General features: G+C 73.4%; 16 protein-coding genes and 2 tRNA genes. 12 read left to right on the forward strand and 6 right to left on the reverse strand.

The features are described from left to right. Position 1: 1 nt before the first annotated feature. From RBJ77_RS10975 to RBJ77_RS10985, 3 genes are all read left to right on the forward strand, one after another. Positions 2 to 244 carry a formate dehydrogenase subunit delta gene (locus RBJ77_RS10975; protein ID WP_372344816.1) on the forward strand — a complete coding sequence of 81 codons (243 nt, stop codon included), beginning with the start codon at positions 2 to 4 and terminating at the stop codon, positions 242 to 244. A 124-nt stretch (positions 245 to 368) separates the two neighbouring features. Beyond that, a complete protein-coding gene (locus RBJ77_RS10980; protein WP_372344817.1) occupies positions 369 to 1,340 on the forward strand; it encodes a 2-dehydropantoate 2-reductase in 972 nt (323 codons plus the stop codon). A gap of 73 nt (positions 1,341 to 1,413) precedes the next feature. After that, positions 1,414 to 2,349 carry a LysR family transcriptional regulator gene (locus RBJ77_RS10985; protein WP_255970075.1) on the forward strand — a complete coding sequence of 312 codons (936 nt, stop codon included), beginning with the start codon at positions 1,414 to 1,416 and terminating at the stop codon, positions 2,347 to 2,349. Between the two features lie 2 nt (positions 2,350 to 2,351). Here RBJ77_RS10985 and RBJ77_RS10990 read toward each other — a convergent pair whose 3' ends face one another. Then, on the reverse strand, positions 2,352 to 3,902 hold the full coding sequence (locus RBJ77_RS10990) for a FadD7 family fatty acid--CoA ligase (RefSeq protein WP_372344818.1): 1,551 nt from the start codon (positions 3,900 to 3,902) through the stop codon (positions 2,352 to 2,354). 254 nt (positions 3,903 to 4,156) lie between these two features. Between RBJ77_RS10990 and oxc the strand changes: the two genes are divergently transcribed. The 3 genes from oxc (at position 4,157) to RBJ77_RS11005 (ending at position 6,304) form a co-directional block, all read left to right on the forward strand. Continuing rightward, on the forward strand, positions 4,157 to 5,875 hold the full coding sequence (oxc, locus tag RBJ77_RS10995) for an oxalyl-CoA decarboxylase (protein WP_372344819.1): 1,719 nt from the start codon (positions 4,157 to 4,159) through the stop codon (positions 5,873 to 5,875). A gap of 99 nt (positions 5,876 to 5,974) precedes the next feature. Beyond that, positions 5,975 to 6,059 (forward strand) — tRNA-Leu (locus tag RBJ77_RS11000). Positions 6,060 to 6,216: 157 nt separating this feature from the next. Then, positions 6,217 to 6,304: transfer RNA gene (locus tag RBJ77_RS11005), tRNA-Leu, on the forward strand. A 79-nt stretch (positions 6,305 to 6,383) separates the two neighbouring features. Here RBJ77_RS11005 and RBJ77_RS11010 read toward each other — a convergent pair. Further along, on the reverse strand, positions 6,384 to 7,250 hold the full coding sequence (locus tag RBJ77_RS11010; RefSeq protein ID WP_372344820.1) for an SIS domain-containing protein: 867 nt from the start codon (positions 7,248 to 7,250) through the stop codon (positions 6,384 to 6,386). 110 nt (positions 7,251 to 7,360) lie between these two features. Continuing rightward, positions 7,361 to 8,821 carry a glycoside hydrolase gene (locus RBJ77_RS11015; RefSeq protein ID WP_372344821.1) on the reverse strand — a complete coding sequence of 487 codons (1,461 nt, stop codon included), beginning with the start codon at positions 8,819 to 8,821 and terminating at the stop codon, positions 7,361 to 7,363. Positions 8,822 to 9,024: 203 nt separating this feature from the next. Between RBJ77_RS11015 and RBJ77_RS11020 the strand changes: the two genes are divergently transcribed. Next, complete coding sequence (locus tag RBJ77_RS11020; RefSeq protein ID WP_372344822.1) at positions 9,025 to 9,876, forward strand: YwqG family protein; 852 nt, start codon at positions 9,025 to 9,027, stop codon at positions 9,874 to 9,876. Here the strand turns inward: RBJ77_RS11020 and RBJ77_RS11025 are convergent. The 3 genes from RBJ77_RS11025 to RBJ77_RS11035 all read right to left on the reverse strand — a co-directional run bounded on the left by RBJ77_RS11025 (position 9,857) and on the right by RBJ77_RS11035 (position 12,892). After that, positions 9,857 to 10,858, reverse strand: a complete 1,002-nt coding sequence (locus RBJ77_RS11025) for a DUF916 domain-containing protein (RefSeq protein WP_372344823.1) — start codon at positions 10,856 to 10,858, stop codon at positions 9,857 to 9,859. The two genes, RBJ77_RS11020 and RBJ77_RS11025, sit on opposite strands and share 20 nt — an antisense overlap. A gap of 129 nt (positions 10,859 to 10,987) precedes the next feature. Continuing rightward, complete coding sequence (locus RBJ77_RS11030) at positions 10,988 to 12,322, reverse strand: beta-xylosidase (RefSeq protein WP_372344824.1); 1,335 nt, start codon at positions 12,320 to 12,322, stop codon at positions 10,988 to 10,990. Between the two features lie 66 nt (positions 12,323 to 12,388). After that, positions 12,389 to 12,892: a hypothetical protein gene (locus tag RBJ77_RS11035; protein WP_372344825.1), complete on the reverse strand. Its 504-nt coding sequence runs from the start codon at positions 12,890 to 12,892 to the stop codon at positions 12,389 to 12,391. Between the two features lie 664 nt (positions 12,893 to 13,556). Here RBJ77_RS11035 and RBJ77_RS11040 point away from each other — a divergent pair. The 5 genes from RBJ77_RS11040 to RBJ77_RS11060 all read left to right on the forward strand — a co-directional run bounded on the left by RBJ77_RS11040 (position 13,557) and on the right by RBJ77_RS11060 (position 18,395). Next, positions 13,557 to 14,438, forward strand: a complete 882-nt coding sequence (locus RBJ77_RS11040; RefSeq protein ID WP_372344826.1) for a hypothetical protein — start codon at positions 13,557 to 13,559, stop codon at positions 14,436 to 14,438. A 76-nt stretch (positions 14,439 to 14,514) separates the two neighbouring features. Next, positions 14,515 to 15,690 (forward strand): NAD(P)/FAD-dependent oxidoreductase, encoded by a 1,176-nt coding sequence (locus tag RBJ77_RS11045; protein WP_372344827.1) that lies wholly within the window; start codon positions 14,515 to 14,517, stop codon positions 15,688 to 15,690. Beyond that, a complete protein-coding gene (locus RBJ77_RS11050) occupies positions 15,687 to 16,001 on the forward strand; it encodes a (2Fe-2S)-binding protein (protein WP_372344828.1) in 315 nt (104 codons plus the stop codon). The genes RBJ77_RS11045 and RBJ77_RS11050 overlap by 4 nt, the downstream gene beginning before the upstream one ends. Continuing rightward, positions 15,985 to 17,493 (forward strand): FAD-dependent oxidoreductase, encoded by a 1,509-nt coding sequence (locus RBJ77_RS11055; RefSeq protein ID WP_372344829.1) that lies wholly within the window; start codon positions 15,985 to 15,987, stop codon positions 17,491 to 17,493. Before RBJ77_RS11050 ends, RBJ77_RS11055 begins: the two co-directional genes overlap by 17 nt. Then, positions 17,490 to 18,395 (forward strand): dihydrodipicolinate synthase family protein, encoded by a 906-nt coding sequence (locus RBJ77_RS11060; RefSeq protein WP_372344830.1) that lies wholly within the window; start codon positions 17,490 to 17,492, stop codon positions 18,393 to 18,395. Before RBJ77_RS11055 ends, RBJ77_RS11060 begins: the two co-directional genes overlap by 4 nt. Position 18,396: the final 1 nt, after the last annotated feature.

Genomic DNA, 18,396 nt, shown 5'->3' on the forward strand with positions numbered 1-18,396 from the left:
CATGACCCACACCGCCGTACCGGCCGAACGCCGGATGGCCAACGACATCGCCAAGCACCACGCCCACCTCCCGGCCGACCAGGCCGCCGAGGCCGTCGCCGGCCACCTCACCAAGTTCTGGGACCCGCGGATGCGCCAGCGGCTCCTCGCCTCCGTTGAGGAGGGCGCCGAGGGCGCCGACGGTGCCGACGGCGCGGACGGATTCGACCCGCTCGTCCTCGCCGCGGTGAAGCTCATGCGCTGACGCGCTTCCCGCAGACGGTGGGGCGACGCGGCCGTGCAACCGCGTCGCCCCACCCGTTTCACCCGCACGACCTCACGTCCCTCCCTGTAACTCCCCACACCCTCGAATGCCCGGAGGAGTCACGATGAAGATCGCAGTTGTCGGCGCCGGAGCCATCGGCGCCTATGTCGGAGCCGCCCTGCACCGCGGCGGCGCCGAGGTCCACCTCATCGCCCGCCGCGACCACCTGCGGGCCATCCAGCAGAACGGCGTCCGGGTGCTCAGCCCCCGCGGCGACTTCACCGCCCACCCGCACGCCACCGACGACCCGAACGAGATCGGCCCGGTCGACTACGTCTTCCTCGGTCTGAAGGCCCACTCGTACGCCACCAGCGGCGCCCTGATCACCCCGCTGCTCGGCGAGCACACCGCGGTCGTCGCCGGACAGAACGGCATCCCCTGGTGGTACTTCCACCAGCTGAAGGGCCCCTACGAGGGCCGCCGCATCGAAGCCGTCGACCCGGGCGGCGCCACCAGCGAGGTGCTGCCCCCGCAGCGCGCCATCGGCTGCGTCGTCTACCCGGCCACCGTCATCGAGTCCCCGGGCGTCATCCGGCACCTGGAAGGCACCCGGTTCTCCATCGGCGAGCCCGGCGGCGAACTCTCCGACCGGTGCACGGCGCTCAGCGAAGCCATGATCGCGGGCGGTCTGAAGTGTCCCGTCGAGGAGAACCTCCGCGACGACATCTGGATCAAGCTGATGGGCAACGCCGCCTTCAACCCGATCAGCGCCCTCACCCGGGCCACCATGGTCGACATCTGCCGGCACCCGTCGACCCGCACCATGGTCACCCGCGTCATGGAGGAGATCCTCGACGTCGCGGCCCGCGTCGGCTCCCGGCCCGACATCTCCATCGAGAAGCGGCTGCGCGGCGCCGAGGGCGTCGGCCACCACAAGACGTCCATGCTCCAGGACCTCGAAGCGGGCAAGCAACTGGAACTGGACGCCATCGTCACGGCCGTCGTGGAGATGGCCGACATCACCGGCGCCGAGGCACCGACGCTGCGCACGGTGCACGCCGCGACCGATCTGCTGGCCCGCACCGTGGCCGCGTAGCGGGTCTTGTCGTACGGGAGCCGGTGGGCGAGGCTTCGAACGATCACGTGACAGCCCCGGAAGGGAGCCGTACATGCTGTTCCGGCAGCTGGAGTACTTCGTGGCGGTGGCGCGCGAACGACACTTCGCGCGCGCCGCGGAGTCCTGCTACGTCTCCCAGCCGGCGCTCTCCGCGGCCATCGCCAAACTGGAGCGCGAACTCAACGTCACGCTGATCAACCGCGGCCACACCTACCAGGGCCTGACCGCGGAGGGGGAGCGGCTGGTCGTCTGGGCCAAGCGGATCCTCGCCGAACAGGAGGCGTTCAAGGCCGAGGTGGCCGCCGTGCAGTCGGGCATCACCGGGACACTGCGCCTGGGCACCGACCCCACGGCGTCCACCACGCTCGCCCTCCCCGTCGCCGCCTTCTGCTCGGCGCACCCGCTGGCCAAGGTGCAGGTCCGCTCGCGCCTGTCCACCAGGGAACTCCACCGCCAGCTGCGCGACTTCGAACTCGACGTCGCCATCGCCCACTTCGACCCCTGCGACCAGGAGGGCCTGCAGATCGTCCCGCTCTACGAGGAGCGGTACATGCTGCTGGTCCCCGACGAACAGTTCACCTCGGTCCAGGGCAGCGTCAGCTGGGCGGACGCGGCGCAGCTCCCCCTCGCGCTGCTCACCCCCGACATGCGGATCCGGCAGATCGTCGACAAGGTCTTCGCCGACAAGGGCCTGGAGGTGACCCCGCAGGTCGAGACCGACTCGATCGCCTCCCTGTACGCGCACGTGGGCGGCGGCGACTGGGCGAGCATCGTCCCGCACACCTGGCTGCGGGCGATGCCCGTGGTCGGCCGGGCGCGGGCACTGCCGCTGGTCGACCCGGCGGCCGGCGCGCAGGTCTCGGTCGCCATCCACGCCGGCACGCCCGGCTCGATCGCCGCCCGTGCCTTCGTCAGCGCGGCCACCGGCCTGGGCCTCGACGAGGTCTTCGCCCAGCCGCCGCGGCCCGTGCCCGACCGGGTCCGCTGACCTCACGCGTACCGGTCCCGCACCGCGATCCGGTCGAGTCCGCCCTGCGCGGTCCGCGGCAGCGCCCCGACCAGCACGATCCGCTCCGGCACCGCGAAGGCGGCGAGCCGGTCGCGGCAGTAGCGCAGGATCTCCGCCGGGCCCGCGCACTCCTCGCCCCGCACCACCACGGCGGCCGCCACCCGCTGCCCGCCCGCGCCGTCGGCCACCCCGAACACGGCCGCCTCGACGACGGACGGGCAGCCGGCCAGCACGTCCTCCACGTACTCGGGCGAGACCGTCCGGCCGCCGCGCTCGATGAGAGTGCCGATCCGCCCGGCCAGCGACAGGTACCCGTCCTCGTCCAGGGACCCCAGATCGCCGGTGCGCAGCCAGCCGTCGGCGGTGAACACCCGGGCGCCACCGGCCGGTTCGGCGAGCCGGCCGCGCGCGACCGTCGGCCCCTGCACCCACACCTCGCCGCGCACCCCGGCCGGCCGGTCCCGCCCGTCCGGGCCCACGACGCGCAGCCGCACCCCGGTCGTCGCCCGGCCCACCGTGCCCTGCTTCAGCGGCCCGCGCTGCGGCAGCGGCTCGCCGGCGATCTGGTGCGTGGACTCCGTCGTCCCGTACGCGGACAGCAACGGCGCCGCGAACATCCGCTCCAGAGCGCGCTGCGTGGCCGCGTTCAGGGGCCCGCCGCAACTGCGGACGAACCGCAGCGGCGGCGGATGCGGCCCCGGGTCCTGGGTCTCGGACCGGGCCAGCAGCGCCTCGTGCAGGCTCGGCACCGCGGTGAACCAGGTCGCCCCGACCGCCCGCAGGTCGTCCCAGAGGGTCTCCGCGCGAAAGCGCCCGCACGCGGGCAGCAGCACGCACCCGCCGGTCGCCAGCGGCGCGAGGAGCGCGGCGAACAGGCCGTGCCCGTGGAAGAACGGCATCACGGCCACCGTCGCGTCCCGGGGCCCCAGTTCGTACGTGGCGCAGATCCCCCGCACCGAAGCGGCCACGTTCGCGTGGCTCAGCGGCACCATCCGGGCCCGCCCCATCGTGCCCGCCGTGCACAGCACCACGGTGTCCTGCGGGGCGAGACCGGGCGGCGGGCCCGGGACGAGCGGACCGGGCCGCAGCCCGACCGACGCCGCCTTGCCACGCCGCAGCGCCACGCGCACGGTCCAGCCCACCCCGTCCTCCGCCGCCAGCACGGCCCGCGCCCCCAACTCCCTTACGCGGGAAGCCAGTTCGGAGGCCGGGAGGGCGGGATCGAGCGGGGCGGTCACCAGGCCCGCGCGGGCCGCGCCCAGCAGGGCGACCACGAACTCGACGGTGTTCGACGAGACCAGGGCGACCACGTCGCCGCGCCGCAGCCCCGCCCCGCGCAACCGGTCCGCCGTCCGCCCGGCCAGCGCCGCGAGATCACGGTAGGAGAGCGGCAGCCGGTCCCGGCCGACGACCAGCGCGCGGGCCTCGGGACGCTCCCGGGCCTGCCGCTCGACGAGACCGGCCAGACCCGTGAGCGCGGGCGGCCGGTACCGGTGGGCATCGCGCACGGACGCCGCGGCCGACGTGGCCATGCCCTCCTCCTCCCGTCACGAAGCAGTACCCAGCGAGCCTGCGAGGCCGCGCGCCCCGCGTCCAATACGCAGTCACGAACAGTCGATAACACCTGCTTATGGAGGGTGTCCGCGCAGCTCACAGCCGTTCCCGGCCGGTCGATAGACACCGTTTATCGGCTGGAAGCCGATGGGTCTTGGACGCGGGCCCACCCGCTGTCGAAGGTGGGGTCAGAAGCCGCTCCGGCAGGACCTGCCCAAGGAGGATCCGGACCATGACCGCCGCCTCGAACACGCCGGCCGAGCCCACCGACGGGTACCACCTCGTCGTCGACGCGCTGAAGATGAACGGGGTCGAGACCGTCTACGGCGTGGTCGGCATCCCCATCACCGACCTCGCCCGTCTCGCGCAGGCCGAGGGCATCCGCTACGTGGGCTTCCGCCACGAGTCCAACGCCGGACACGCCGCCGCGATCGCCGGCTACCTCACCAAGCAGCCGGGCATCTGTCTCACCGTCTCCGCCCCCGGCTTCCTCAACGGCCTGGTGGCGCTCGCCAACGCCACCACCAACTGCTTCCCCATGGTCCAGATCTCCGGTTCCAGCGAGCGCCACCTCGTCGACCTCAAGCAGGGCGACTACGAGGAGATGGACCAGCTCGCCGCGGCCCAGCCGTTCGTGAAGGCCGCCTACCGGGTCAGCCGTGTCGAGGACATCGGCCGCGGCATCGCCCGCGCCCTGCGCACCGCGATCTCCGGCCGCCCCGGCGGCGTCTACCTCGACATCCCCGCCGCCGTGCTCGGCTCGATCATGGACAAGGAGGAGGGCGCGAAGACGCTGAGCCGCCTGGTCGACCCGGCCCCGCGCCAGCTGCCCGCCCCCGAGTCGGTGGACCGCGCGATCGAGCTGCTCGCCTCGGCCGAGCGCCCGCTCGTCGTCCTCGGCAAGGGCGCGGCCTACGCGCAGGCCGACACCAAGATCCGCGACTTCGTCGAGTCGACCGGCATCCCCTACGTACCGATGTCCATGGCCAAGGGCCTGCTCCCCGACGACCACCCGCAGTCCGCGGCGACGGCCCGCTCCCTCGCCCTCAAGCGGGCCGACGTGGTCATGCTGGTCGGCGCCCGGCTGAACTGGCTGCTCAACCACGGCGAGCGCGGCTGGAACCCCGACGCCAAGTTCATCCAGGTCGACATCGAGCCCAGGGAGATCGACAGCAACCAGCCGATCGCCGCCCCGCTCGTCGGCGACATCGAGTCGGTGCTCGACGCGATAGCGGAGCGCGCCAAGCCCGGCCAGATCGCGACGCCCGCCGCATGGAAGGAAGAACTGGCGGCCCGTTCCGCCCAGAACGTCGCCAAGATGGCCAAGCGCCTGGAGGCCGACCCGCACCCCATGCAGTTCATGGGCGCGCTCCGGGCGGTGCGCGACGTACTGCGCCCGCGCCCGGAGACGTACCTGGTCAACGAGGGCGCGAACGCACTCGACATGGCACGCAACGTGATCGACATGTCCGTCCCGCGGCACCGCCTGGACAGCGGCACGTGGGGCGTCATGGGCATCGGCATGGGCTACGCGATCGCCGCCGCCGTCGAGACCGGGCAGCCGGTGGTCGCGGTGGAGGGCGACAGTGCCTTCGGCTTCTCCGGCATGGAACTGGAGACGATCTGCCGCTACAACCTCCCGGTCGTCACCGTGATCATGAACAACGGCGGGGTGTACCGGGGCGACGAGGCCAGCGGCCGCTCCGACGACCCGGCCCCGACCACGCTGATGAGCGCCGCCCGCCACGACCTGATGATCGAGGCCTTCGGCGGCAAGGGCTACCGCGCGACCACCCCCGCGGAGGTGACCGCGGCCCTCACCGAGGCCCTGGAGTCCGGCGGCCCGGCGCTGATCGACTGCGTGATCGACCCGTCGGCGGGCACGGAGAGTGGCCACATCGCCCACCTGAACCCGAAGGGCGTCGGCAACATCGGACCCGCCAAGAGCTGACCGCCGCCGAGCGGGCGGATACGCAGGTGAAGGGCACCCCCAAACCTTGGTATTGTTGTGCGTGTCGCCGCGGGGAACACCCACGGCCGACAGCACCCGGTCCGGGTGGCGGAATGGCAGACGCGCTAGCTTGAGGTGCTAGTGCCCTTTATCGGGCGTGGGGGTTCAAGTCCCCCCTCGGACACAGAGCGTGATCGGACAGTGCCGGTCGGGAGTGATCCCGACCGGCACTTCCGTTTGTCCGCCCGCACGAGGTTTATGCAGGTGAGAGCCGCTCCGAAAGCTTGGTATTGTTGGCCTTACCGCTGCGGGGAACACCCGCGCACAGCGGTGCACACCCTGTCCGGGTGGCGGAATGGCAGACGCGCTAGCTTGAGGTGCTAGTGCCCTTTATCGGGCGTGGGGGTTCAAGTCCCCCCTCGGACACCAGCGAAGTGCCGATCGAGATCTCTCGATCGGCACTTTTTTGCTGAGCGGGCATGCCCGGCGATGAGCCCGGGGCCCACGCTCAGGCCGTGCCCTGCGCCAGTCCCGCCGTCGCCAGTCGCTGGACCCGTACAAGGTCCGCGAGCGGATCGCGGGCCGATGCGATCAGTGTGCCGCCGCTGTCGCGGATCGCCTGGGACAAGCGGTCGGGGACGTCGCCGAAGACCCAGGTCACCTGGTCCGGGGCGGAGGGGCCGAGGTGGTACTCGGGTTCCGGGTAGGCCTGGGCCCAGGTGTCCGCGTTGTCGCGCATCAGCTGGGCCGCGGCCTCCGCGATGCCGTACGTCCAGCCGGTGCCGAGGAACGTGAACCGCCGTGCCGCGAGCAGCGCAGGGGGCAGGGTCTCCTTGATCGCCTCGTAGGCGTCGTCCGTCGCGTCGTCCAGGTTCTCGCCCAGGTGGGCGCGGAGCAGGGCGAGGGCCGTGGTGGGGAACAGGGTGGCCACCGCCGCCTGCGGCTCGTCGGCGAAGTCGAGGCGCAGGGTGTGGTCGGCGATGCCGGGGGAGTCGGGCGACGCGGTGATCGCGACGCTGGGCACGCTGCCGTGCACCTTGCCGAGCAGCCGCAGCATCACGGGCGTCGTGCCCGTGCGGGTGAGGGCCACGATGCGGTCGTACTCCCGGCCGTGGAGGAACGCCGACGCGCTGAACGCGTCCGTCTCGCCGTGCCCGGACGACTCGCGCAACGCCGCGTAGGCCCGCGCCATCGCGTACGAGGGGCCCGACCCGACGACGGCGACGCGCTCGCCGCGCCGGGGCAGCGGCGCCCGGGGACTGACGGCGAGTTCGGCGGCCCGGGTCCAGCAGTCGGGCTGGCCCGCGAGGCCCTGGTCCGCCGTGCCGTGTGCCGTCGGTATCTCGGGCGTACGTCTCGCGCTCGTCCTGCTCATGGCCCCCCCGGGCTGTTCAGCACGCGTGGCTCACCTGCGTGTTCGTGCGACGACGGTACTCGACGCCGGAGGGCCGGTGGAGCCGGGGGACGGCCGGGACTGCCCGGGCGTCAGTCCTGCGCCCGGCCCTGGTCCAGGACGACGGTGACCACCGAGCGGGCCGGCAGCTTCGCCGTCAGGTGGCCGGCCAAGACGCGGGCGAGGCCGGGCGTCGCCGTCGTCGCGTGGTCGCCGTCCGTCAGGTAGGCGGTGGGCCGGTGGCCCTTCGCCGCCCGCAGGGACAGATCGGCGGACGTGGCCTCGGACCCGGTGTTGATGAGGACGGCGACGTCGCTGCCGTCCGTGTTGCGGTAGGCCGAGGTGAGCACCGCCGCGTCACCGGACGTGGCGTCGACGCGGACCGCGCCGGGGCGGACGAACTTGCTGAACGCCGCGATCGCGCGCAGCCGCGTGGACGGTTCGTAGCTGTCGCCGTCCATCCGGACGAGCGCGCCGGTGTCGCCGATCGAGGCGCCCAGCCAGAAGAGGTAGGCGGAGGAGTCGGCGCGGGCGAGGGCGTCGTGGATGTGCTCGGCCACGTAGAGGCCGGACGCGTTCGTGCCGTCGTCCCACTTGCTCGGCCACACCCCGCTGCCCGCCCACTCCGTCATCCACGCGGGCTTCTTGCTGTCGGTCAGCGGGCTGGTGGGGGCGGATGCGTAGCCGTGGGCGCTGTACGCGGACACCTCCTTCTCCGCCGCCGGGTCCGCCGCGACGGCCGCGGCGTACGCCTTGCCCTGGTCCCAGCCGAAGCTGTCGCAGCAGTACAGCTTCGTGCCGGGGGCCTCGGCGCGCAGCACGGGACCGATCGACTTCACCGCGTCCGCCGCCTGCTCCGGAGTGAAGAGCATCGAGGCGTACGTCGCCTTCCAGTCCGGCTCGTTGGTGAAGTTCAGGTCCGTGATCCGGATGCCTTCCTTCTTGTAGAACTTCACGTACTGGGCGAGGTACTTGCCGTACGCGGTGCGCCAGTCGCCGCTCGCGCAGTCCGTGCCGACGACGCCGCACAACGTGCCGCCGTTCGCGTCGGAACCGGTGGTCTTCATGTAGCCCGGAGCGCTCCACGCGTCCGCGATGAACCGCTTCACCCCGTACTTCCCGGCCTCCTTGGCGAGCCAGACCTGACCGCCGTCGTTGCCGTCCCACTCGTACGCCAGGGGTTCGTCGGGGCTCGCGGGCGCGGTCGGGGCGATGGTCCGCATGTGGTCGTAGACCTCGTCCGTGGACGAGCCGATGCCGAGGCGCAGCATGCTCAGGCCCGCGCCGTCCCCGCGCGAGAAGAGGAGCTTGACGATCTCGTCGCCCTTCTCGGCGGACAGACCCTTCAGGCCGTGGATGACGGCCGCGCGCTGGAACGCCTCGGAGACGCCGAACCCGTCGATGCGCTGGTGGCGTTGCGAGAAGTCGATCCGTCCCGGGGCGGTGTCGGCGCCGGCCGGGGTGCCCGGCAGGGCGAGGGCGGCGGAGGTCAGGGCCAGGGTGGCGGCGAACAGGCCGAGACGGCGGCGCTGAGGTCTGTGCTGCGACGGCATCCGTGTACTCCCGTGAATCCAGGCATGGGTGAGTAGCCGCCCCGGTAAGGGGGTTGGGGCAGGACGGGGCGGGCCGAGCCGGTCGTGCTGCAGGTACGGTCGCGAGCGCCGACCAGTCTGTCAAGGCGCTTAACAAATTGCGGAAGGGGGTGGTCCCCGGTCTCCCCGGCCGACTGTCAGTGGTGCCGTGCATGATCGGGGGCATGACGTCGAACAACGAGGACGCGCTGCACGTGCTGGCCCGCGCCCAGCTGCCCGCCGACATCGCCGAGCGGTGGATCGGCCTCTTCAGACCGGGGATCGGGCTGGGGAGCGTGGACGGCTCGGGGGCGGCGCGCGTGGTGGGGCGCCTCGGCGGGCTGCCGGAGCTGCCCGGTGAGGTGGAGTGGCCCGTCTGGGAGGGGCACGGCCCGCTCTCCTTCATCGCCTCCGTCGACCTGGGCGAACTGCCGCACGGGAGCCTGGACATCGACCTGCCGGCGGACGGCACGCTCGCCTTCTTCTTCTTCGACGGTCAGGCCGACGACGGGGCGGCGCAGGTGTACGCGGACCGGCCGGAGAGCCGGGCGGGCGCCCGGGTGGTGTACGTGCCGGCGGATGCGGTCGTCGCCGAGCGGCCGACGCCGCCGGGGCTCACCGCCTACGCCGAGGTGCCGCTCGTGGCGTGGGCCGAGACCACGGCCCCGTACCTGTGGCATCCGCTGGTGTACCGGGAGTTCGCGCCGATGGACGACGAACATCCGCTGTGGGACGAGGACTTCAAGGAAGCGCTGTGGGACCTGGGGGAGAGCCGGCACCGGATCGGCGGGCACGCCGACCCGGTGCAGGACGAGGTGGAGACGGAGGTGGCCCACGGCGCGCTCGGCTGTCCGCCGTGGAACGATCCGCGGATCGAGGAGGAGGCGCTGCGCTGGCTTCCCCTCGCCCAGTTCGACTCGGACGACGACGCCGGGATGATGTGGGGCGACGGCGGCTCCCTCTACTGGCTCATCCGCCCCGAGGACCTCGCCGCTCGCCGCTTCGACCGGGCCATGTTCACCTGGCAGTGCTCCTGACCACCACCCGCGGCGCGTCCACGTGCCCGACCCGGTCGCGGCCGCGCACCTGGCGCACCCGCAGCAGCACCGCGCCGACCACCAGCACGCCGGCGAGGACCGCCACGACCAGCCACGGCATCGCCACGAAGGAGGTGCTCGCCGACTCGCGGGTCTGCCGGGCGCTCGCCGTCAGTGTGACGTCGCCCCAGTCGAACTGCGGCGCCCCCGACCAGCGCGCGGTCAGCCGCACCCGCTGGCGCGGCAGCAGCTCCGACGGCAGACCGGTCAGCCCCCGCGACACGAGGGTGCGGCCGAACAGACCGTCCGCGCGCAGCCGGACCGCCGGGTCGAGGGTGACGTTGCCGCGGTTGTGCAGCGTGTACGAGATGACGGCCGTGCTGTCGCCCGTGCCGGGCACCACCGGACGGTGCTGGTCCACGCGGACGTCCTCGACGGCGATGGCGGGCATCGTCGGACCGCTGACCCGCAGATAGACCCGGGCGGCGACGGCCTGCCGCACGCCGAGGGCGAGGGAGCCGTCCGACGCGGCGACCCGCTCGTCGAGGGCGACGATCGCGCCGGGATGGTCGCCGGGCTCGGCGCCCCGCGGCACCCGGATCGTCACCGGCACGGTGACCTTGCCGTGGCCGGGCACGGTGACGCGGGTGCGGGCGGGGCGGGCCCAGACGCCGACGCCGCGCTGCCGCTCGGTGCGGGTGCGCACGGCGAACCCGCCGTCCCTCGCCGTGTTGTAGGCGTCGGCGGCGTACAGCCGGAAGGTGAGCGGCTGCGCGGTCTTGTTGGCGACGACGACCTTGTCGCGGAGCGCGTCGCCGGGGTCGGCGGAGAGGTAGAAGTAGGGGCGCTGGGCGAGCTCGGTGGCGTAGGGGAAGACGGACCAGCTGCCGTTGTCGGCGGCGTGGGCGGGTGTGCCGCCCAGCAGGTTCAGGGCGCTGAGGAGCAGGACGAGCAGGGCGGTGGCGTACGACGGCTTGCGCATGGGTGCGGACCCCCGGGGCGGACAGGCGAGACGGACGGCGCGGCGGAAAGACAGGTGGAAAGAGAGGAGGAAAGAGAGGTGGTCCGGGCGGGTGCGCGCCCGGACCGAGGTGTTCGACGGGTGGGCCGCTCAGCTCAGCGTGAGCGTGAGGACCGCCGAGTACGCGCCGGGCGGGGTGTACGCCGGCACGTTCAGCGAGAGCCGCGCGTCGACCGTGAACTCGCCGCCGGTCAGGGCGCCGTCGGGTGCGGAGGCGAGCGTCGCTCCCGCGCTGCCGACCGATCCGGGGGAACCGGCCTTGCAGGTGCTCGGGCTGCCCTGCTTGGTGACGCAGACCGGGGTCCAGCCGAGCTTGTCCCCGCTGACGCTCGCCCCGCCGGGACCGGCGAAGTCGGTGACCTTGCCGGTCAGGGACCAGCCCGCGGGCCCGCCGCGGAAGTCCTTGACCGTCACCGTCCGCAGATCGCCGCGCGAGAAGCCGCCCTTGCCGAAGTCGACGCCCGCCAGGTCGACGGTGTCACCGGCCTGCGACATCGACAGCGTGCCCGCCTTCACGGACGTGTTGACCTTCTGGCTGTCCGCGGGCAGCGGGGTGTCGTCGATGACGACGTACGCCGCGGGGCCCGCGCCCTTCTCGGTGCTCCAGGAACTCCCTTCGTACGCGACGACACCGGTCGTCGCCTTGTCGGTGACGGTCAGGGACCCGGTGAAGGAGCCTTGCGCGTCGGCGGTGGCGCTCGCCTTGTCGGCGGTCTCCGCGGCACCGTTGCGGCCGGCCAGCGTGACGGTGGCGCCCGGGGTGAACTTGGCGCCGGTGACGGTGACCGCGTCACCCGGCTTGCCGGAGGCCGAACCGAGCTGGACGGTACGGGGGTTGGTGGTGCCCCCGCCGTCCGTCGCGGTCACCGTCTCGGAGACCGGGGCGGGCGGGTTCGTCACCGTGCAGGGGGTGTCCAGCTCCATGATGTAGCTGGTGTGGATGTTGTAGTCGCCGGGCGAGAGCTTGATCGCGCCCGGTGCGGTGACCGTGAACGTGCCCGTCATGGAGAACGACGGGAAGGCGCCCTTGCCGGGCACCGGGTCGTTCTTCTTGGGCCCGGCGACCGTCAGTTCCCCGCTCTGCGCACCGGACAGCGTGACCTTTCCGGTGGGCGTCATGATGTCGGCGGGCAGCGCCAGGTCGACGGGGTTGCTCGCGGCCGGTTTGACCACGGTGTACGTGACGGTGACCGTGTCCCCGACCTTCGGGGCGGCGTTGTCCACCGCGATCTGCGCGGTGGTGGTGCCGTCGATCGGCGGGATGCCCGCGATGGCGGGTGGGATGCAGTGCGTGGCGAAGTCCACGGCGTCGGCCGCCGCAGCGGTCGCCGCCGCGGTGGTGGCGCTCGCCCCGGTGGCCACGAGCGCGGCCGCCCCGAGCAGGGCCGCCCAGTGGCGACGCCGTCTTCGTCCGGTGGAATCCATGCGTGTCCTGTCCTCTCCTCATACGTGTGCGGGTTCCGGGCAGTGCGTGTGGGGGGAGGTGAGCCGTCAGTCGAAGACGAACGGGCCGGGCGCCTGCGGACCCTCGAAGGTGCAGGTGACGGCGATGCCGAAGATCACCATGCGCAGCGAACCGCCGTACGCCTCCAGGGTGTCGCCGGGTGCCACGACGCCGTCGAGCGGGCCGACCTGGACGCCGCTGCCCGCGCTCATGGCCGGGTTCCTGGTGCCGCTGAAGACGGTGGTGCCGCCGCCCGCCTTCGTCAGGGTGAGGGTGGAGGCGATGGTGTCCGCGGCCACGCCGACCGGTGTGGTGATCTCCGAGGAGCTGAGGGTCATGGTCGCGGCGGTGCCGGCCTGGGCGGCGGTGAGCGTGGCCTCGCCGCCGCCGTAGAGACCGCAGTCCGCGATGACGGTGGCCGACTGCGGAGTGACGGCCGCGGCGGACGGGGCGAACGCCAGGCCCGCGGCGGCAAGGGTGCCCGCGGCCAGCGCCGCGCACGTCATGGCGCGTCGGCGCGGCGCGGATCCCGCGGATCCCGCGGATCTCATGGGCACCGTGGGGCCCGTGGATCTCATGGGCACCGTGGGGCCCGTGGATCTCATGGGCACTGTGGATCCCGTGGACCTCATGGATCCCGTGAACCTCGCGGCCCTCGCGGCCCTTGTGGATCTCTCAGCCCTCTCGGATTTCGCGGATCTCTCGGCGCTTGCGGATCTCGCGGGTCTCGCGGATGTCGTGTGTCTCGCGGATGCCGCGGATGCCGCGGATCTCTCGGCCCTCTCGGCCCTCTCGGCCCTCTCGGATCTCCCGGATCTCTCGGATCTCTCGGATCTCTTGGGTCTCGCGCGTCTCGTGGAGCCCGTGGGTCTCATCGAAGTCCCTTCCCGTGCTGTTCCCGTGGTGCCGCGCGCGCCGGGTGGGCGCGGGCCTGCTCGTGCGGGCACGCCGCAGGGTTGCCTGTGGCGCGAGTGGGGGAGGTGCGGCGGACCGTTCGCGAGCGGGGTGCGGCACGCGGCGCGGAGAGTTTCTGACGGCCCGTCAAACTGTGGTGCGCCGTCCATTGATGCGCAGGAAGCGTGGAGGCGCAAGAGATATTCGGAGGAACTTCCGAGGAAAGCGCCCGCCGGGCGGACGGCCTGCCGAACGTTTCCGGGCCACCCGGCGTCCAGGGGACGGAGCGCGCAGCGGCTGCGCGCGGAGGGTGGTGCGGGTATGCGGATCGGTGCGGGGCGGGTCGTGGCAGGGCTCGTGGCCTTGCTGGCGGTGGCCGGCTGCGGGAGCGAGGTGCCCGAGGGGCTCGTCCTCAAGGAGTCGAAGGGGGCCGGGGCGCCCGCGTCCCCGTACGCGGGGCCGCTCAAGGCGAAGACGCCGTCCTGGGTCGGCGAGGACAGCCCGCTGGAGGGCGGTGGCGCCGCCCTGCTGACGCTGGAGTGCGAGGGGAAGCCCGGCAGCGGCGGATCGGGCTCCGACTACGACGACGACCCGGCGGACTCGCCGGAGGAGGCGCTGGCCGCACAGGTCGGCGACCAGTTCTGGCACGACATGCCGGACCGCGACTATCGCGTGGAGCGCCGCACCGGGTCCCGGGTGCTGTTCTCCTACGACGTCGGGGGCCGCACCCGGGCCGCCGTGATCGTCGCCAAGGGCCGTGCGGACAAGGCCGGTTGGCGTGGCGAGACGCGGGCGAGCTGCGATCCGTCGGAGTTCCGGCGGGCGGACCGCGAGCGGCTCGACATCAAGGTGTGGGAGGACCGGCGGGGCCGCCCCGTGTCCACGACGAAGATCGACAGTTCGATGGGGCCCGAGCACTGCGACTGGCAGACGGTCGAGTTCCTGCACCTCGACAGCGCGAAGGACCGGCGCGGCCAGGGACGCCAGTATCTCCGCGACCCTGAGGGGCAGTTGACCGGCCTGAAGACGCTGCGCTCGTCGTACGCCGAGGACGTGCCGATGCCGGCCGACGCCGTCGACACGGGCTACCGCCACCACGGCAGGGAGCTGTGGCTGGCGGCCGACGGTGCGGCGGCGTACGTGCGCACCGACGGCCGGGTGGAGCGCTGGCCAGGGGTTACGGAGCCCGTTGCCTGTGCCTGAAGTCCCTTAGGCCGTACGGGAGTTAAGCGGTGCACGACCCCTTGGCCCGTACGGTGGCGTGTGACATAGTACTGGCGTGGCCAAGCCGCTGACCTGTGATGTCGTGGTAGTCGGGGCCGGGATGGTGGGGGCGGCGAGCGCCCTCTACGCCACCCGGGAGGGTCTGGACGTCGTGCTGGTGGACCGTGGTCCGGTGGCCGGCGGCACGACCGGATCCGGTGAGGGCAACCTCCTGGTCTCCGACAAGGAACCCGGACCCGAGCTCGAACTCGCTCTGCTGTCCGGCCGGTTGTGGTCGGCGCTCGCCGCCGAACCCGGAGTCGCCGCCTCCATCGAGTACGAGGCGAAGGGCGGCGTCGTCGTCGCCTCGACGCCGGACGGTCTCACCGGCCTGGCGGACCTCGCCGTCGGCCAGCGGGCCGCGGGCGTCACCGCCGACCCGGTCGACGCCCACGCCCTGTACGACCTGGAGCCCCACCTCGCCCCCGGCCTGCCGGGCGGCGTCCACTACCCGCAGGACGCGCAGGTCATGCCGACGCTCGCCGCCGCCCACCTGATCCGGCTGGCCCGCACCGGGGGCGCCCGGCTGCGCACCGGCTCGACCGTCACCGGCATCCTGCGCACGGCGGCCGGTGCCGTGCGCGGCGTCCGCACGGACGGGGCGGAGATCCACGCCCCGGCCGTGGTGAACGCGGCAGGTACCTGGGGCGGCGAACTGGCCGCGCTGGCCGGGGTGGAGCTCCCCGTCCTGCCGCGCCGCGGTTTCGTCCTGGTCACCGAACCACTGCCCCGCATGGTCCACCACAAGGTGTACGCGGCGGACTACGTCGCCGACGTGGCCAGCGACTCGGCGGCCCTGCAGACCTCACCCGTGGTGGAGGGGACGGCGGCCGGTCCTGTCCTGATCGGAGCGAGCCGCGAGCGGGTCAGGTTCGACCGGGAGTTCTCGCTCCCGGTGGCCCGCGCCCTCGCCGTCGGCGCGACCCGGCTCTTCCCCTTCCTGGCCCACGTGCGCGCCATCCGCGGCTACTTGGGATTCCGCCCCTACATGCCGGACCACCTGCCCGCCATCGGTCCCGACGCCCGGGTCCCCGGCCTCTTCCACGCCTGCGGCCACGAGGGCGCGGGCATCGGCCTGTCCACCGGGACCGGACACCTCGTCGCCCAGGCGCTCGCCGGACGGACCCCGGACCTCGACCTCGCACCGTTCCGCCCCGACCGCTTCGAGCGCCGCCAGGAGGACACCGCGTGAGAGACCGAACGCCCCTGCGGCTGACGCGGGCCCGGCCCGAACCCGCCTTCACCGTCACCTTCGACGGCCGGGACCTCGACGTGCTGCCCGGCCGCACCGTCGCCGCCGCGCTCTGGGCGGCGGGCATCACCTCCTGGCGCACCACCCGGCACGGCGGCACGGCACGCGGCGTCTTCTGCGGCATCGGCGTCTGCTTCGACTGCCTGGTCACCGTCAACGGCCGCCCGAACCAACGCGCCTGCCTCGTCCGCGCCGAACCCGGCGACGTGATCACCACCCAGGAGGGCACCGGCCATGACGGCGCACGGTGAGCGTCCCCGGCTCGCCGTCGTCGGCGCGGGCCCGGCCGGACTCGCCGCCGCCCTCGCCGCCGCACGGCAGGGCCTGGCCGTCACCCTCGTCGACGCGGCACCGCAGGCCGGCGGCCAGTTCCACCGGCAGCCCGCCGAAGGGCTCGGGGCGCGCCGGGCGCGGGCACTGCACCACCGGTGGCGCACCTGGGAACGGCTGCGCGACGGCCTCGCACGGCACGTCGCGGCAGGCCGCGTCACCCATCTGACCGACCATCATGTGTGGTGCGTGGAGCGGGAGAAGGGCGCGGGACGGGATTCGGACGGGACCCTCGTCGTGCACGCCCTGCGCGGACCCGCGCAGGAGGAGCCCGCCACCGTGCGCGCCGACGGACTGGTCATCGCCACCGGTGGCTACGAGACGGTGCTGCCGTTCCCCGGCTGGACCCTGCCCGGCGTGGTCACGGCGGGCGGCGCCCAGGCCATGCTCAAGGGCGGCCTCGTACTGCCGGGCCGCACCGCCGTCGTCGCCGGCACCGGACCGCTCCTGATGCCCGTCGCCGCCGGACTCGCGGCGGCCGGGGCGCGCGTCGCCGCGCTCGTGGAGGCGGCGGGGGTCCGGGACGTCGCGCGCAGCGCCCCCGCCCTCGCCGCCCACCCCGGCAAACTCGCGGAAGGCGCCCGGTACGCCGCGGAGCTGCTGCGCCATCGCGTACCCGTCAGGAGCCGGCACGCCGTCGTCGCCGCCCACGGCACCGACCGCCTCGACGCCGTCACCGTCGCCGCGCTCGACCCCGACGGGCGGGTCAGGACGGGCACCGAGCACCGCGTCCCCTGCGACACCCTCGCCGTCGGCCACGGCATGCTGCCGCACACCGACCTCGCCGAGACCCTCGGCTGCGCCGTCGACGGACGCCGGGTCCGGGTCGACGACGAGCAGCGCACCGATGTGCCCGGTGTCTGGGCGGCGGGCGAGACGACCGGCATCGGCGGCGCCGACCTCGCCCTCGCCGAGGGGCGGATCGCCGGGCTGTCCGCCGCAGCACGCCTCAACTTTCGTACGCCTGAACGGAGTTCGTGGCGGTCCGCCGCCGCGGCGCGGTCCCGGCTCCGGCGCTTCGCCTCCGCCGTCGACGCCGTGTACCGGCCGCCCGCGCACTGGACCGACCAGGTCACCGACGACACCGTCGTGTGCCGCTGCGAGGAGGTGCCCGCGGCCGACGTCCGCGCGGCCGTCGGCGGACTCGGTGCCGGTGACCTGCGCACCGTGAAGCTGCTCACGCGCGCCGGCATGGGCTGGTGCCAGGGCCGTATGTGCGGACCGGCGGTAGCCGGACTCCTAGGGCGCGAACTCCCGGTGTCCCGGCGACCGTTCGCCCGCCCCGTACCGCTCGGCGTCCTCGCCGGCGCCACGGAGGGCCGTGCCGGCCCCACGGAGGACCGCACGGAAGACCCCACCGAAGATCCCACCGAAGATCCGCAGCCCGCACGACCCGAGGAGGAGAACGCATGACGCACCCCGAGCCCGGCCCCCGCCAACCCTGGCACGGCGTCCTGGTCGCCACCGCGCTGCCGTTCCGCGCCGACCTGACCGTCGACCTCGCCCGGTACGCCGAGCACTGCGCATGGCTCGTCGAGAACGGCTGCGACGGCGTCGTGCCCAACGGCTCGCTCGGCGAGTACCAGGTGCTCACCCCGGACGAGCGGACCGCGGTCGTCGAGACCGCCGTCGCCGCGGTCGGCGGGGACCGGGTGATGCCGGGCGTCGCCGCGTACGGCTCCGCGGAGTCCCGGCGCTGGGCCGAGCAGGCCAAGGACGCCGGCTGCCGCGCGGTGATGCTGCTGCCGCCCAACTCCTATCGCGCCGACGAGCGTTCCGTCCTCGCCCACTACGAGGAGGTCGCCCGGGCCGGTCTGCCGGTCGTGGCGTACAACAACCCGATCGACACCAAGGTCGACCTCGTCCCCGAGCTCCTCGCGAAACTGCACGGCGAAGGGTTCGTCCGGGCCGTCAAGGAGTTCTCCGGAGACGTCCGCCGCGCCTACCGCATCGCCGAACTCGCCCCGGAACTCGACCTGTTGGTGGGCGCCGACGACGTCGTGCTCGAACTCGCCGCGGCCGGGGCGAAGGGCTGGATCGCCGGATTCCCCAACGCCCTGCCGAAGGCCGGTGTCACCCTGTACCGCGCGGCCGCCCGGGGCGACCTGACCAGCGCGATGCCGCTCTACCGCACCCTGCACGCGCTCTACCGCTGGGACTCCAAGGTCGAGTTCGTCCAGGCCATCAAGGAGTCCATGGACGTCGTCGGACGGTACGGCGGCCCCTGCCGCCCGCCGCGCGTCCCGCTCCTGCCCGAGCAGGCGGCGGCCGTCCGCGCAGCGACCCAGAAGGCCGTCGCCGAAGGCCTCGCCTGAC

It is taken from the genome of Streptomyces sp. KL116D, from assembly GCF_030766975.1.
GTDB classification, from domain to species: domain Bacteria; phylum Actinomycetota; class Actinomycetes; order Streptomycetales; family Streptomycetaceae; genus Streptomyces; species Streptomyces longispororuber_A.